This is a genomic window from Winogradskyella sp. MH6 (assembly GCF_022810765.1).
Taxonomy (GTDB): Bacteria; Bacteroidota; Bacteroidia; order Flavobacteriales; family Flavobacteriaceae; genus Winogradskyella.
Window position 1 is genome coordinate 3227047 of sequence record NZ_CP094494.1, and the last position, 16480, is coordinate 3243526.

Annotated in this window: 17 protein-coding genes; 3 read left to right on the forward strand and 14 right to left on the reverse strand. The window is 33.0% G+C overall.

All coding sequences use genetic code 11. The features are described from left to right. Window positions 1-17: 17 nt before the first annotated feature. Together MST30_RS14400 and MST30_RS14405 are read left to right on the forward strand one after the other, a co-directional pair. Window positions 18-2819 (forward strand): putative LPS assembly protein LptD, encoded by a 2802-nt coding sequence (locus MST30_RS14400; RefSeq protein ID WP_243472107.1) that lies wholly within the window; start codon window positions 18-20, stop codon window positions 2817-2819. Window positions 2820-2965: 146 nt separating this feature from the next. Further along, on the forward strand, window positions 2966-3346 hold the full coding sequence (locus tag MST30_RS14405) for a Rid family detoxifying hydrolase (RefSeq protein ID WP_243472108.1): 381 nt from the start codon (window positions 2966-2968) through the stop codon (window positions 3344-3346). A gap of 96 nt (window positions 3347-3442) precedes the next feature. On the opposite strand, the gene MST30_RS14410 is transcribed toward MST30_RS14405, so the two are convergent. The 11 genes from MST30_RS14410 to MST30_RS14460 form a co-directional block, all read right to left on the reverse strand. Then, complete coding sequence (locus MST30_RS14410) at window positions 3443-3847, reverse strand: OsmC family protein (RefSeq protein WP_243472109.1); 405 nt, start codon at window positions 3845-3847, stop codon at window positions 3443-3445. An 89-nt stretch (window positions 3848-3936) separates the two neighbouring features. Then, on the reverse strand, window positions 3937-5223 hold the full coding sequence (locus MST30_RS14415) for a toxin-antitoxin system YwqK family antitoxin (protein ID WP_243472110.1): 1287 nt from the start codon (window positions 5221-5223) through the stop codon (window positions 3937-3939). Between the two features lie 125 nt (window positions 5224-5348). Continuing rightward, on the reverse strand, window positions 5349-6065 hold the full coding sequence (locus MST30_RS14420) for a VIT1/CCC1 transporter family protein (RefSeq protein ID WP_243472111.1): 717 nt from the start codon (window positions 6063-6065) through the stop codon (window positions 5349-5351). Between the two features lie 252 nt (window positions 6066-6317). Continuing rightward, window positions 6318-7205, reverse strand: a complete 888-nt coding sequence (gene ygiD, locus MST30_RS14425; RefSeq protein ID WP_243472112.1) for a 4,5-DOPA-extradiol-dioxygenase — start codon at window positions 7203-7205, stop codon at window positions 6318-6320. Window positions 7206-7256: 51 nt separating this feature from the next. Continuing rightward, window positions 7257-7850, reverse strand: a complete 594-nt coding sequence (locus MST30_RS14430; protein ID WP_243472113.1) for a YceI family protein — start codon at window positions 7848-7850, stop codon at window positions 7257-7259. A gap of 84 nt (window positions 7851-7934) precedes the next feature. After that, a complete protein-coding gene (locus MST30_RS14435; protein ID WP_243472114.1) occupies window positions 7935-8768 on the reverse strand; it encodes an AraC family transcriptional regulator in 834 nt (277 codons plus the stop codon). Window positions 8769-8883: 115 nt separating this feature from the next. Then, entirely contained in the window at window positions 8884-9162 is a 279-nt protein-coding gene (locus tag MST30_RS14440; protein WP_243472115.1) for a CPCC family cysteine-rich protein, read from the reverse strand. A gap of 72 nt (window positions 9163-9234) precedes the next feature. Beyond that, a complete protein-coding gene (locus tag MST30_RS14445) occupies window positions 9235-9996 on the reverse strand; it encodes a DUF6090 family protein (protein WP_243472116.1) in 762 nt (253 codons plus the stop codon). A 21-nt stretch (window positions 9997-10017) separates the two neighbouring features. Continuing rightward, window positions 10018-10776, reverse strand: coding sequence for a DUF6090 family protein (locus MST30_RS14450; RefSeq protein ID WP_243472117.1), 759 nt, complete (start codon window positions 10774-10776; stop codon window positions 10018-10020). A gap of 155 nt (window positions 10777-10931) precedes the next feature. Next, window positions 10932-12266 (reverse strand): YfcC family protein, encoded by a 1335-nt coding sequence (locus MST30_RS14455; RefSeq protein WP_243472118.1) that lies wholly within the window; start codon window positions 12264-12266, stop codon window positions 10932-10934. Next, complete coding sequence (locus tag MST30_RS14460; protein WP_243472119.1) at window positions 12263-13060, reverse strand: hypothetical protein; 798 nt, start codon at window positions 13058-13060, stop codon at window positions 12263-12265. The genes MST30_RS14455 and MST30_RS14460 overlap by 4 nt, the downstream gene beginning before the upstream one ends. Window positions 13061-13290: 230 nt before the next feature. Here MST30_RS14460 and MST30_RS14465 point away from each other — a divergent pair, with 230 nt between their 5' ends. Further along, a complete protein-coding gene (locus MST30_RS14465) occupies window positions 13291-13518 on the forward strand; it encodes a hypothetical protein (RefSeq protein ID WP_243472120.1) in 228 nt (75 codons plus the stop codon). A 70-nt stretch (window positions 13519-13588) separates the two neighbouring features. Here MST30_RS14465 and MST30_RS14470 read toward each other — a convergent pair whose 3' ends face one another. The 3 genes from MST30_RS14470 to MST30_RS14480 all read right to left on the reverse strand — a co-directional run bounded on the left by MST30_RS14470 (window position 13589) and on the right by MST30_RS14480 (window position 16439). Beyond that, complete coding sequence (locus MST30_RS14470; protein WP_243472121.1) at window positions 13589-14701, reverse strand: hypothetical protein; 1113 nt, start codon at window positions 14699-14701, stop codon at window positions 13589-13591. 146 nt (window positions 14702-14847) lie between these two features. Then, window positions 14848-15624 (reverse strand): DUF6090 family protein, encoded by a 777-nt coding sequence (locus MST30_RS14475; RefSeq protein WP_243472122.1) that lies wholly within the window; start codon window positions 15622-15624, stop codon window positions 14848-14850. Window positions 15625-15680: 56 nt separating this feature from the next. Beyond that, a complete protein-coding gene (locus MST30_RS14480; protein ID WP_243472123.1) occupies window positions 15681-16439 on the reverse strand; it encodes a DUF6090 family protein in 759 nt (252 codons plus the stop codon). Between the last annotated feature and the right edge of the window lie 41 nt (window positions 16440-16480).

Here is a 16480-nt window from a genome sequence, read left to right on the forward strand (position 1 = left end):
AAAAAATATCTGTACTTTTGGCGTTTCAAAAACCGAGCCATACTTTTACAAAAATACATTTAAAAGGATTGCGTACAAATAGCTTACACATACTTTTTGCCTTGAGTTTTACAGTGTTTATCAACACTTTTAGCTTGGCTCAAGAATTACCAAAAAAGAACGAAGCAATTCTTTCTGAGCAAAAAACAGATTCTACTGTTGTTGCTAAGGATAAGATTGAAATTAATGCCGATTCGCTATTAAACCCACCACCAAACACAAAAGTAGTTGACTCTACCAAAAATGACTCCGTAAAAAAGGAAGGCTTCTTAAAAGATATCGTAACCTACAAGGCACAAGATTATGTGGCTGTAAACCAAAAGAAACAGCAAATTAGGTTATACAATAAGGCTGAAGTAAAGTACGAAGACATGGAGATTACTGCTGGTGTTATAGTCATTGATTACAGCAAAAACCTTGTATATGCTGGTAGAATTAAAGACTCTACAGGCTATTCGCAAAAACCTGTATTTACACAAGGTGCTAATGTTATAGAACCAGATTCTATTATTTTCAATACCGACTCTAGAAAAGCATTAATTTTTAACTCTGTAACCGAACAAAGTGGTGGAACGGTAATTGCCGAGCGAACAAAGAGAGAAAACGACTCTGTATATTTTATTTCGCAAGGTAAATTTACCACCTCAGAAAACATTGAAGACCCTGAGTATTATATTAAAATGAATAGGGCTAAAATAGTACCAAACAAAAAGATTGTAACTGGTATGAGCCAAATGTACATTTATGATGTACCTACACCTATTGCCATTCCTTTTGCATATTTTCCAATGTCTAAAAAGCAAACTTCTGGTATTATTTTTCCTTCGTTTGGTGAAGATACTGGTAACGACAGAGGCTATTTTTTACAAAACGGAGGTTACTATTTTGCTATAAGTGATTATCTAGATTTAGCAGTATTAGGAGATTATTATACCAATGGTAGTTATGGCTTAAGGCTACAAAGCAACTATGCTGTACGTTATAAATTTAGAGGTAATTTTAGCTTTAGATACGAGAACCTGATTAATAGCGAGCGTGGTTTCCCAGATTTTTCAAAAAGTACCATTTACAATATTAGATGGTCGCATAGCCAAGACGCCAAAGCCAATCCGAATTCAAGATTTTCAGCATCGGTAAACTTAGGTAGTAGCCAGTATTTTACACAGTCTATCAATCAAATTAATCAGTCAAATTTTTTAACCAATACCCTAGCCTCTTCGGTATCGTATTCTAAGACATTTCAGGGAGAACCTCAGGTAAATCTAAGTTTATCTGCTACGCACAACCAAAACACCAATACCGAAGCCATCAATTTAACCTTGCCAACCATGCAAGCGTCCATGACCAGAGTGTATCCGTTTGCACCTAAATCTGGTACTAAAAAAGGGATAATTCAAAACGTTAACTTTCAGGTAAATGCCAGAGGTGAATACCGTATTAACACTACCGATTCCCTATTCGGAAAAAGTGAAATGTTTGATGATGCTCGTGCTGGTATGCGTTACTCTATACCAGTAACCACAAACTTTAAGGTTTTTGATCATTTTAGCGCAAGTGTTAATGCTAATTTTGAAGAAAACTGGACCCTAAAAACGGTAAACAAGTCTTGGGACATTGTCAATCAGGAAGAAATTGAAATTGTAAAAAATGGTTTTGACCGTTATTTAACCTACAACTTTGGTGCAAGTATTGGTACAACTTTGTATGGTATGTACAACTTTCAGAAAAAGGGAAAAGATCCAAAAATACAAGCTATTAGACATGTTATGCGTCCGTCTATAAGCTATAATGTTTCTCCTGCTTTTGATCAATACTATGAAACTTACGATGTTATAGATGCCGATGGCACCACAAGCGATCAAGTAGAATACACGCGCTTTGAGAATTCACTCTTCGGAAGACCTGGTAACCGCTACTCTAGTAGTATCGGTCTTACAGTTGGTAATAATTTTGAAGCCAAAATACGTGCTAAAGATTCAACCGAAACAGAGCCTAAAAAAATCTTTCTATTAAATAACCTTAACTTAACTACATCTTACGATTTAGCAGCAGATTCCTTAAACTGGAGTCCACTAAGAGTTACCGGAGGAACCCAAATTCTTAATAAGAAGATGAATATTAACTTTGGCATGACCTTAAATCCGTATGCTTTAGACAGCAACAATAATCTCATCAATAAGTTCAATATTAATAATGGTGGAAGTTTATTCCGTATGACATCAGCTAATTTAAATCTTAGCTACAGCTTAAATAACGATACATTTTCTGGAAAGGATAAAGAGGAAGAAAGAGACGAAGAAGCAGACCGTCGTTCTGCAACCGCCAATGCAAGAGCAGACGACCTCTTTGGTGTATCTCAAGATTTTGCAGATCAGCGACTCGGTGACCAGAAAAAAGACAAAAGCAAAGAAGATGAAGAAAATAATGAGTTCTACAACTATAAAATGCCTTGGAGTCTGAGATTGTCTTATGCTGCCAACTATAACAACAATAGACGACAAGACGAAATAACCTCGCACTCCTTAATGTTTTCTGGTGATGTAGAATTGTCTCCGCGTTGGTCTATTGGTGCATCATCTGGTTACGATTTTTTAAACCAAGGCTTTACCTTTACACAATTACGTTTTGAACGCGATTTACTAAGTTGGAGAATGAATTTTACTTGGGTACCTTTTAGTAACCGTAGCTCATGGAACTTTTTTATAGGTATTAAGTCTAACTTACTTAAAGATTTAAAATACGATCAACGTAGGCAACCAGACCGTCAATTGGGCAATTAGATATGCTAGACAACTTAGATTGTTAGAGTTTTAGACAAAAACATCCATGATATTATGAAAGCCCACAATGGACATTTTGCGAATAATCATCACCCTAAATAACAATTAAACAACTGAACCCTAGTATCTTGACAAAATTTAAATAGATGAAAAAAATTATTAACACACCAAACGCTCCTGCTCCTATAGGACCTTATAACCAAGCTGTTTTAGTTGGCAATACCTTATATACTTCCGGACAAATAGCATTACATCCTAAGACTATGCTATTGGTTACGGATACTATTGAGGAAGAGACAAAACAGGTTATGGAAAACATGAAAGCGGTCTTAGCTGCTGCAGACATGACCTTTGAAAATGTTATTAAAACATCTATCTTCATTAGCGACATGCACAATTTCGCTAAGATCAATACCGTTTATGCCACCTATTTTAACGAAGACACAGCTCCTGCCAGAGAGACTGTAGAAGTCGCTAACCTACCTAAATTTGTAAATGTAGAGATTAGTATGATTGCGGTTAAATAAAGCAAATCAAAATCCTTTTGGGTGTTTAGAAGTGAGCCAGAAACTGTAAATAAACTATATGTGTTTTAACTATTAGTTTTAGTTCTGTCTGGTTTTTTATTCAGTTAGTTTTTCAATTTTACCATTTATGCTACACGAGCTTTTGACTGTATTAAATATTGTTCCAAATTTCTCTATGTTCTTTTTGAGCAAATCAATATTTAAACTATTGTCTTGAGTGTAGATTTTCAACTCATAATTTAACTCGTCCATCCTTGGTGGTTTTTCGAGACGTGTTGCACTAACTATTAATTCTGCATTAGAATATTCAAAATTCATTAAATGCGAAAAACGTTCAACATTCTTAAGTATACATGCAGAAAAAGAGCCTAAAAACAGTTCGGCCGGATTTGGCAAATCATCAGCTGATTCTGATGTAATTCCAAAAGCAATTTCAGATGATTTGATTTTTATTGAAGCATTGTTTTCTGAAATTGAGCTTGCCTTACTAAAATACTTCATAAGCCTTGTTATAATATTTTATTCTGAATTAGTTTAACATTTTGGTCGTAAAGAACTAGCTACACTTCATGTCTTAAAGTTAGCAACTGCTACTCTTTAACAATGCCATCTACATATGTTTTTGTTTTGGTTAGTTTACCGTTTTCATCATAGTAATTTACGGTACCATTGCCATGTACTAAAGTACCTTTATCAAGGATGTTGCCTTTATTATCATAACAAGAGATAATATCCATAAATTTACCATCATCCCATAATCTTATTTGATAGAGACTATTATTTCTATGATAAATTTTCCACTCTCCTGTGGCTTTACCGTTAGTAAAGTTTCCAATTTCTTGTAACTGTCCATTATCGTGATAATGTTTCCATTCTCCAATTTTCTTATAATTTTCACGTATTCCGACAGCTGATAATTGGCCATTCTCATGATAAGACTTCCACACTCCTTGTGATCCAAAAGTTCCTATTTCAGATAATTGACCATTGTCGTAGTAGAATTTCCATTCACCTATTTTTTTACCATTTTCTGTATATCCTATTTCAGATAATTGACCGTTTTCATGATAATGTTTCCATTCACCAGTAGTTTTATCATTTTTATAATGCCCTATCCCAGATAATTGACCATTATCATGATAAACTTTCCATAGGCCTTCTAATTCGCCAGCTTTAAAAACTCCTATCTCAGCTAATTGACCATTTTCATGGTATATTTTCCATTCATCTACCTGATCATCATTTTCAAAGGTTCCTACAGCAGCCTGTTTACCATTTTCATGGTATTTTTTCCATGTGCCATCTAGTTGTCCATTAGCATTATATAATACTACTCTTTCTAATTGACCTGCTTCATAATAATACTTCCATTCACCTACCTTTATGTCATTATCATAGCTTCCTATTATAGATAATTTACCATTCTCAAAATAACTTTTCCATTCACCAGCCTTTTGTCCAGTAGTATTATAGTTTTCTACCAGTTCCAATTGACCATTCTCATAATAGTACTTCCATTCACCCACTTGTTTTCTGTTTTCATAACTTCCCACACCCATTAATTGTCCACTTTCATGATAGGTTTTCCATATACCGACAGTAATACCATTCTCAAATGTTCCAACTGTTTCTAATTTACCATTTTCATAATAAAACTTCCACTCACCAGTATTTTTATCATTGTCATAGTGTCCTATTTTAGATAACTTTCCATTTTCATAATAATACTTCCATTCGCCTGTGGCTTTTCCATTTGTATCGAGTTTTCCTATTTCAGATAATTGACCATTGTCATAATATTCCTTGTGTAATTCTTGAGCATAGAAAAAGTTAGTAGTTACGACTAACATAAGTAAAAAAAATAAGGTTTTTTTCATAGTGTATAAGTTTTGTATAGGGCTTAATAAGGTTCTTATAAAACCATTAGTTTAGGATTAAAATTACTGTTTTTTTTAAAGTATTGCATTAAATTGGGTTGCGCGTATCGTATCTGTGTAGTTTGTTATGCGACATTAACATTAAATAAATAACCAACTAAAGCCGTGAGTCCCATTGCAACTGTTCCCCAAAAAGTAATTCGGATTATTGCTTTGCCAATACTCGAACCACCAGTTTTAGCTGCCAATGCACCTAGAATTATTAGAAAAAATAGTGCAAAACCATAAAGTGAATATTCCATACTTGAAAGAGGCAGAAATAATGTTACTAAAAAAGGCAGTAGCCCTCCTACTGTAAAAGCTGCACCAGAAGCAAAAGCAGCTTGTATTGGTTTAGCTTGACTGATTTCATTAATTCCTAATTCGTCTCTAATATGAGCTCCCAAAGCATCATGCTCTGTTAATTCTTTAGCCACTGTTAATGCTGTCTCTTTTTTAAGTCCTCTTTTTTCATAAATTTCGGCGAGTCGTTGTAATTCAATTTCTGGCATTTCATTGAGTTCTTCCTTTTCGCGCTCAATATCAGCTTTTTCAACATCTGTTTGCGAACTCACAGAAACATATTCTCCTGCTGCCATTGATAAAGCTCCAGCAACTAATCCGGCTAACGTAGCCAAAATAATTGGCTCTCGCATATCACTAGCTGCTGCAACTCCAATTGCAATACTGGCAGTAGATAATATACCATCATTAGCTCCTAGTACAGCTGCTCTCAACCAATTGCTCCGATTTATATAATGAGGTGCTAAGTAATCCTCAAATTCGTCTATGTTTTCTGCCATTTATTGTATGTATTTAAATTAACTACCATGTCCAGTACATCCAAACTAAGTTCGGTGTTTTATTCCAAAACGCAAAACATTCTTAATGAACTTACACCTTAAATTGGGTCTCACCTATCCGTCTCATAAATAAAAATAGCCTTTTTTTTAACTCACTGTTCAGTTTGAAAAATATTCATATTAAAAAAGAAAAGCGGTTCAAGTTTACACTTAAACCGCTTTATTCTATATACAATAATAGTTCTACTATTTTTAATTGGGTTCAATTTTAACTGATGTCATTGTCAATGAACCTCCTACGGGTTTATCGTTGAATAAACTTATCTTTTCGTTCTCGTCTTTTAACGCCAAGGTATATAGTAGTGGCAAATAGTGCTCTGGTGTAGGAATAGCCAAATCAAACGCTCTTCCTTGCGATTTAAAATCTATCAAAGGTTGAAAATCGTTACTCAAAATATAACTTTTCATTTTTTCATTAGCCTCAGTGGCCCAATCAAAAGCAAATTCTTCGTTGAGCTTTCGCCATGCAACCATTCGCAGGTTATGCACCATATTTCCACTTCCTATAATCAGCACACCTTTTTGACGAAGACTACTAATTTGTTTCGCCAATTCAAAATGATAACGAGCAGGTTGTGTATAATCTATACTCATTTGAATTACAGGAATATCTGCATTTGGGTAAAGATGTCTTATAACACTCCATGCACCATGGTCTAGTCCCCAATTATCATCTAATCCAACTTCTGTATTGGTAATCAGCTTTTTGGTTTCTTCTGCTAATTCCGGACTTCCAGGTGCAGGATATTGTACATCAAACAATGCCTGCGGAAACCCTCCAAAATCATGGATAGTTGGTGGGTTTTGCATGGCTGTTACATAAGTACCTCTGGTTTCCCAATGCGCCGAAATACAAAGAATAGCATTTGGCTTTGTAAGTTCTTGACCTATTTTTCTAAATCCGGCAACAAATTCATTTTCCTCAATGGCATTCATTGGGCTTCCATGACCCAAAAACAGTACAGGCATTTTAGATGTACTGTTCATTTGGGCAGTCATTTTATCTAAATCTTTTACATTCATACATGAAGTGAGTACTGGCAAAAGTGCCATTGATTTTATAAATTCCTTTCGGTTCATTCATATAAAAATTAGTCTATTTATGCTTTGATAGTCTATGCCTAAACTTTATTACTTCCCTGGCTGAACAAATTCCCCGTTGAATGCAATACGCACTTCATCACTAATAATAGCTTCTGGAAATTTATCTCCCACAGCAAAGTCTGAACGGTTTAGAGTACCTGTAACCTTAAAAGCAATCGTTTTTTTAGAACTCATAGGATTTACGGTTTCTCCCTTGTAAATCAAGTCTAAAACAACTGACTTTGTAATACCGTGCATGGTCAGGTTTCCGTTAAGCTTGTATGTTCCTTCAGATACTTTTTCCAATCCTGTACTTTTAAAAGTTATGGTTGGGAATTTTTCAGCATCAAAAAAATCAGCACTTTTTAGATGGTTGTCTCGTGCTTCAACAAGTGTATTTATAGAATTGGTCTCAGCTGTTAGCTCTATAGAGGCATCGCTCAAATCAGATTTTGAGGTGTTTACATTTATGGCAACTTGATTAAAAGTTCCGCTAATATCATTAATGCCTAAATGTGTTACTGTAAAATGTAATTGAGAATGTGCTGGGTCATTAGACCAGTTTTTGGTTTCTGATTGTGCATTTACATGAATTGCAGTGATGAACAAAAGTGCTCCTAAAATTAAGTTTAAACGTTTCATTTTTTATTGTTTTAAATTAACAATGCAAAGATGAGACATAATACAAGTAATCTGTTTACACTTTTAAGAAGTCGTGTGGTAATTTTAGGAAATAAGGCTGTTTTTCATTTCTTCTTTAAACTCACTTGGTGATTGTCCGGTTTTCTTTTTAAAGACTTTAGAGAAATAGGAATTTTCATTATAGCCTAGTTCGTAAGCAATCTCAGAAATGGTTTTATCGGTTGAAATCAAAAGATTTTTAGCTTCAATGAGTTTTCTGGTTTCTATAATTTCAGAAGTACTTTGCTCTAATATATTTTGGCAAATGATGTTTAGATTACGTGACGACATAAACAATTTTTCAGCATAAAACTCTACTCCTACAGGTCGCCTAAAATTTTCTTCTAAAATGCTCAGAAAGTTGCCAAAGGAGATGTGTTGGGTTTTTGGAGATTCATTTTCTTCTGGAAGCGTTTTTTTTCTTTCTGCTTCTATCATTGTTAAAAGAACACTTAATAATTGCCTAATAATACCGTAATCTATAGTCTCCTCTTGAGTTTCGTCATAGATCATTTCGCAAATATTAACCAATCGTCCAAAGCAATTGTCTTTATGCAGTTCTATATTAGCCTGATTATGGTAGAGCGAATACAGTTGAAAGGTGGTCTCTGGAATAAACTCACTTTTAAACCTAATTCCCCATATATCACATTTTCCATCTAAGGTTTTTGGCTCTACTTTGTGTACTTTACCTCTTGTTACAAAGCTCACAAAAGGTGCTTCAATTTTAGTGGTTTTAAAATCTATAAAATGTTCTAACTCTCCTTCCAAACCAATAAGTAATTCCTCAAAATTGTGGTTATGAGGTTCATTTGGTAATTCAGCAATTCTTTGTGCTTCTTCAGCATCTACTTTAAATATATGAAAGAGTTTTTTCATTGGTTTATTTCGGCTTACTTACAAAGGGTTTTGTATAGAAAATCAATTATGATTTTCGCATTGATAAACTAAGATAGCAAAATTGCAATGAATTATAGCACTTGTTGTAGGCGTGTTATTTAACTATTCGTTTTTTAGATTTGAACCGCTTTCTATGATTTTTTGGTATTACATTTTTAACCATCGTTGAATCACAAGCACCATATTTTTCAAAATTCAAACGTCCTTCTCTTAAGGTTATATGATTGGGACCAGAATGTTTATCTAATTCAGTTATGTCAATTGCGTCATCTTCCCAAAAACAGATTGGGCATATGTCATATACACCACGTTCACTCAATGTGTAATAGTCACAACAAGGGCATTGAAGTTCACTTTCCATATGTAGTTCCATATATTAGCTTTAACATAGAAAATGCTCAGAAATCCGAAACAAGCAATTACTTTTAGCAATTATTACATAATGCTATTTCTTTAGTTCTAATTCAATTTCTTTTATTTGAGATTTCATTTCTTTTATTGCATAATTCATGTTTCTTTTAGCAATGGGTATAAAACCACCTGCAATAACTAGAAATTCATTAAAGTCATCGCTATCATGAATTAGCTCATAATTAATACTGTAGTCTACTTTTATACCATCTGATTCATCAGAGACAACTTCTTTTTTAAATATTGTAGAAACCAAGTCATTTTTTTTATAGAGTTGCCTTCTAATAAATTCATTGACCCAAAACTCAACCCCTTTCATTTTAACCTCATACAAATTTGTAATACTGTTTCTGAGTTGTGAATTCGAAATTTTATCTAATCCTGTAGATTTGATAGACTCGTATGGACTATAATTTATTACTAATGCAATACCACCGCGTCTCACCTTGGTAAAATGATAAACTAGTGAATCATAAGGGTAAGTGGGTTCATTTCTAACAGTTGTTAACTTAATAACGCTTTGTTTTAAATCTTCAATAGTCTTTAGCCCACCCTCCATGTTAGATATATCTTTTTCTAAAGCATCCTTAATCTCCCTGAGCATTGTCAACTCATAATCTCTATTTATTCTTTCTTGATTCTTATTATTAATTTGTAGTGCGATCAAAATCCCAATAACAACAAGCACAATTTCGCCAACAGCGTAAAGTAAATACTTGCTAAACTTACCTGCCCGTCCGGCAGGCGGGTTTTCAGAAAGTAAGTTTTGTCTAATCTTTCTAAAGAACTTAATCATAGGTTGGTTGTTGTGCGTTCGTTATTTTTTAGTGAGTCTTATCTCTGACTCTATTGATTCAATAATAAAAACCATTTCCGCTCTCAACATGGGACCTTCTGTAAATGTCTCGGCCATATATCCATAAACATATACCATCAAGTTTTCATATTTATCGGCTTTAATCATTTCTATAATGTCAGTTTTATATTTAGTTAGTTCTTCTTCTGTAAATTCTTCAAAATTCCATTCCTTTTTGAAATTTAACGTTCTGTTTTGTATAATGTATGGATACAAATTATTTGTTACGAATGTCATTACGTTGGTTTCTTCTTCTTTGTAATCAACTAGAAGGTCTTGCAATTTTGAAATTCTTTGTTTCAACGAATCATTGGAAATAAGTTCTATTTTTCCTGAATTTATAACTGAACGATAAATTCCTTGATAAGGATCGTATGTGTAATTATTATGGGAATTTCTCGTTAATGCTCTTAAGCTATCCAGATGCAAATCTTCAATTTCAGAAGTCATTAATACCTCTATACTTTTTTTTCTTGTGAGGTGTTTTTTGTATATATCATCAAATACAACAAGGTTTTCACTGAATTCTTGATGAAGACTTTCCAATAATTTAAGTTCTTCATTTTTCAATAATCTATTGGTGTTCCAATTATTCAATTGCAGAGCTATGAATATACCAATAACAACAAGGATTATTTCGCCAATGGCATATTTTAGATATTTGCCTGTTTTACCTTCTGAAAGTAAGTTTTGGCGGATTTTACGAAAGAACTTTATCATTAGAGGTTAGTTTCTCTAAAGATATGATTTTTAATTAATTGATATACAGAAATCATGAAGTACAGCTTAAAAATAGTAACCTATTCAATAATACATATAAACCAATACCATGACCTGTTTCGATATTAGCTCAGTGCATTACTAGCCACTATATATTATTCATATCCTATTTTTACAGCTACTAAAATTGCAATAGCCGCAATGATTAGTATTATCAAAGTAGGTTTTACTATAAACTTAATCCAATTATTATACTTTATGCCTCCCAATGCTAATACTGCCATTAAAGCACCATTTGTAGGTACAATAACATCCATCATAATGGTTCCATACTGATAAGCAAGCACACATACCTGTCTAGAAAGGCCTATCAAATCTGCAAGAGGTGTCAAAATTGGCATTGTTAAAATAGCTTGTCCAGAATAACTAGGTATCGGAAAATGAAGAATACAGTGCGAAACCATCATAAGAACAGCAGATATGGAAGTCGGCACATTTTCTAATGGCGAAAAAAGCCCATAGACAATCGTATCTATAATTATCCCTTCACTTAAAATAATAGAAATACTGTTTGCAAGCCCTATGATGATACATGCAAAAATCATCTCTTTAAAACCATCAACATATAGCTCTGTAGTTTTATTAAATCCAAAATTTGATATAATGCCACATAATATACCCAGTGCAAAAAAACAAGCCGACATTTCACTAAAACCCCAACCCAAAGAAATCAACCCATAGGTTACAACCCCAAATGTCAGCACAAGGAGAGATAATATCACTTTGTTCCTTACCGTTAAGGTATTTACCTCTAGTTCTACTATAGATTTTTCAACGCGGTTCTTATTGGCATAACGCACAATATAAAGAGTCCAAACCACACAAGCTATGAATAGAAAGATAAGTCTAAACTCAGTTCCCGATAACAGCTCAACCTCAGCTTCCTTTTGTGCAATCAAAACCCCAAAAGGATTAAAAGGACTAAAAGCAGCACCCACAACTGCCGACCCATAACTCGCGCTAAGTATTGTCATAGTATTATATCCAAGTGTACGGCCAAATAATAGCAATATAGGAGTCATTGCTATAATTTCTTCTTGCAATGCTATTGTAAATCCAGCGGTTAAGAACAGCAGGTTAATAATTATCAAAGCAAAAACCTCCTTGCCTTTAAGGATGGTTATTAATTGATTTAATCCTTGATTTAAAGCACCTGTCTTTTCAATAATATAAAAACAGCCTCCCAACAGTAATATTAAAACAATAAGATCTGCTCGTCCAGCAATGCCCTTTGGTATGGCAAGTAAAGCATCAAAAGCCGAAAGAGAAGGTGCCTCTATATGTTCATAAGAATTGGGTACAACAATCGTACGGTTATTTTCAGCATTAACTTCGCGTTGGTAATTACCTTGTGGAATTATAAATGTAAGAACCCATGCAATAAGTATTACAGATAAAATGATAACAAATGCATTAGGAAATCTTTTCATTTTTTAAGGTTTAAAAATCTTATATCATTCATATTGTACTCGTTTTCATATGTTCCGATTTTTTTAAAATAATAATATCTTAATCGTTCAGAACAAGATTTGTAATTGTCATAACCCCTAACTGAATATTCTAGTATTTTAAATGGCTTCCATTCATTTTTGTTAAATTCAAAGCCGTTTCCAATATATTCATTTTTCTTTGAGAATTTGTTAAACCCCTTATTTATAAGTAATCCGGCAATAACATCTTTTCCATCATCTGAAAAAAACAAGGTATCTATAATAGACTCGTTATTTTCAAGTCGTATAGGTAAATCAATTGCCCAAGCTCTTTCAATAGTATCGTTATAGACCTTGTCTTTAAAAGACCTCAAAGCTAATTCTGAAGGTCTTTGAACGATTTCTAATGTCACCAAACTATCAACCAACTTTTCAAGTTTCAATTTATCACGTTCATATTTTTCAGAATTAACCTTTACTGTATAGAGAAATTCATCAGGTGTTGTTGTATCGGTTATTTTTAAGAAATATTCTTTTGCAAAATACCGCATGGATATAATCGCAGTAGGACAACTCAAAATTAGAAGCAACCAAACACTTATTTTTTTTATGTTTTGTTTGAATGATATTAAAATAAATAAGACCGTTGCAAGAAACAGAACTATTGAGGTAATCATTAAGGTACCAATTATATGCCCTAAGGCATAGTAACCGTTGCCGCTTAACAAATGAAAAACTGAAATTAGAATTCCAATTATTAAAATTCCATATAATATCTTAATTCCGTGTTTCATATTTCAGCACATAATAAGATACAGTTCTGTTTTAATAAACCATATCCATTAATACAGAAGCACCTGCCTATCAGTAGGCAGGAGTTTAGCTCAATTAAGCTAAGTTCGGTCTTTTAAACAAAAAAAGCAATACGTAGTACTACGTAGTTTTAGTTCGTATCTATTTGCTTAGCTTTATTATTTTCTAGCAGGAAAAAACAACCGCTTAATGAGTTTACTTATATTTGGCTATGTCTTTAATCAGTTGTAAAGAGTGCCATAACTTAATAAGCGATCAAGCACCAAAATGCCCACATTGTGGTGTCGTTTTAAAATCAGATAATACAGGGTGTATTTTAGCCTCTGGTTGCACAGGAACATTAGTGGTCATCATTATTCTTTTATTAATTTTTATTTATGGTGTTTTCGCTTTCTTTTTTGATTTAATAAAAGAAATATGGAATGCCATGTATGGCTAAACCTAACACATCTGTTATGCATTTCACCTATAAGAAACTAACGATAATTTAGACAAAAAGCCATAATCATTTAAATTACCTCAGATAAACTTTTATCATTCTGCAAAATAGACTCACTTCTATTGTACAAAATCAATGCTGCATTATTAATCTCTTCCACAGATAGTTGTTGCCACTGATTGTAGTTAGACACATACTCTGACTTAAAGATAATTTGAGATAAATTATTGATTACACTGTAATTTGCATACGCATGTGCGTAACTTCTATTCTCAGAATTAGCTCCGTTTAAAAATTGTGCAACCCTATCATAAATTGTAGCTTCAGAACAAAACATTAACTCAATGAGTTTAGCTCTGTATTCCAAATCGGCTGAACTTAAATTAGGATAGTCATTCAAATCCGTAAAATGAAGACTTTCGTGTTTCAGATAAGAAATTTTAAAGCGCTCAGACGCTAAGTCATATTCATTCATGTTGCAATACAATGTTGCAGATTCCTTTTCAGCCCAACCACCAACCTGTGAAGACCCAAATGTAGCGTAATCATCATATCCGTTTAAAACATAATTTTCAATAAACTTTACTGTTGTAGTAATAGTGTCCTTAGGTAAGTACACCTCATAAGTTTCACTCAATGCTCTATCCCATAGTATTAAGTCCTGAAGTCCGTCTCTATACATAAACTTTGCACTAAAACCTTCCTTCTCAATTATTCGTTTTAACTCAACATCGTTTTTAATTGTTTGTTGTAAGCTATCCTTTGAAAGCTTTGTTAAGCTATGAGACAATAAATAGTCTGCAAGCTTATGATAGAGTAAAGAGTCCGTTCTAATGTCACTTGCGTCTTTCAAGAGTTCGGTTCTCCAATAGTCTCTATAAATATTTGAAATGTCGTCTATTACTTTGTTTCCTGAAATATTTTCGATTGCTTCTTCTTTTGTAATAAAGCGTTCATACATTTTAGTCTTCCACTTTTGATAAGCAATATTGATTAATGGATTTGAAAGACTTTCAGTTTCTTCCAGTTCGTCAAGAACATATTTGATTTCTCCATTTCCGGCTTTAGACTTTAGTAGCAACAGAGTCTCTTTATCCTTTTCAAAATTTCTGCTTCCTAAAAAGAATAAGCACACCAAAACTCCAATAATAATTAAAAGTATAGTTCTTGTTCTTTTTTTCATTTGGGTGTTAATTATGGCTAACGGTTCAAGGTCTTTTGCGTTGGTTGGAAACTAAGATAGTAAAAAGAGCCTTAAAAAGTTCAACAAGAGTAGTTTCCGAGAGGAAAAACCTGAAGCTATGAACTATAGCCTTTGTTGTACGTTCGTTATTTTTTTAAATCCAATTTTAATTGTTCAATCATTATGTTGGTTTTATTAAGACGCATATCGTTAAAAAATATCGTTTTTAAATTTAACTCGTAATAGGTATTTAATAAAGTAATGAATTTGATTTGCACACTATTCCAATCAACATTATTCCATACTTGATTATTTAGATTTTGGTTAACAATATTCATTCCTTTAGAATGCATTGCAGGAATGTTGTTTATGTATTCAAAATATACTTCATTTTTGCTTGTGATTATTTCTTGAATCATAAATGAATATTTTCTAGTATATCCATAAAAACTCACGATTTCCTCTTGTAGTTCATTATCAAGTAAAGTTATTTGACCAGAACTTTGAAGCGATTGAAAAGTATTGTCACTTATAAGTGGATATTCAGTAGTGGCTAACATTATCCAAGGTTCTCTTTTAAAAAAAGTCAAGCTTTTTCTAATGACACTGTTTAAAGTGTCTTTGTCTGAACTAGAACGATTAAGTATTGTTCTTAAGCTGTCAATAGTCTTATTTTCTTGTTTTGCGTGAGATAAATGAAATTCGAAATGACTAACATCCAATAATAAATCGTTAATCAGTTCGGTTTTATATACTGAAACTAATTCTTGATTTTTTCGATTTTCATTCCAATTATTAATCTGCAGTGCAATCAAAATTCCAATAACCACAAGTACAATCTCACCAATAGCATATTTAAGATACTTACCTGTTTTTCCTTCCGTAAGTAAGTTTTGTCTAATTTTTCTAAAGAATTTTATCATTGGTATTGGTTGGTCATAATAAGCACAATAGTTTGTTGTACGTTCGTTATTTTTAACTATTCAATCTCTTTTTCAATCATTTTATTCAATTCAATGGCCTGTTTATTAATAGATTCAAAGCTCTCACCAGTTCGGATCTGAGATTGAATAGTAAACGGAAGTAATTCTATAAACTCAGGTTTATTTATCATTCGTTCATACACCTCTTTGGCTTCTGATATAGAGTACTGTTCCGTTTGTGTAAAACTCCCCATATTTATTTGTTGACGTGAAGAGAGTATTCCTCGGCGCTCTTTAAAATAATTCAATTGATTATCCTGACGAATAAAATTATATTGGCCACGCTGTGATGTCCAGGAATAATAATCCTGAATCTTACTTCTTAGCTTTTCATTTCTAATAAGGGAAAGCTTTCCGCTAGATTTGATTTCTTCAAAAGTGTTATCCGAAATTACAGGATCATTGGTATAACCTGCATATTCAACACTTTGTATAAAGTAAGTGGCAGAATCTTCAGCTAAATTTGGTTCATCAATAGACCCTAACAAAAACTCGGCACGTTCCATCCGATTTTTATTTGCGCGAATAGCGTTTGAGATATTTTCAACATCGGTTTTTATCTCGGCCTGTAAGCGTACCAAGAAATTTTTTTCCTGATTGCGGTTTTTACGACTCTCGTTCCAGTTGTTTATCTGCAACGCAATCAAAATCCCTATAACCACAAGGATAATTTCACCTACTGCATATTTTAAATACTTTCCGGTTTTCCCTTCCGTAAGTAAGTTTTGTCTAATTTTTCTAAAGAACTTTATCATCAGAGGTTAGTTTCTCTAAAGATATGATTTTAAATTAATTG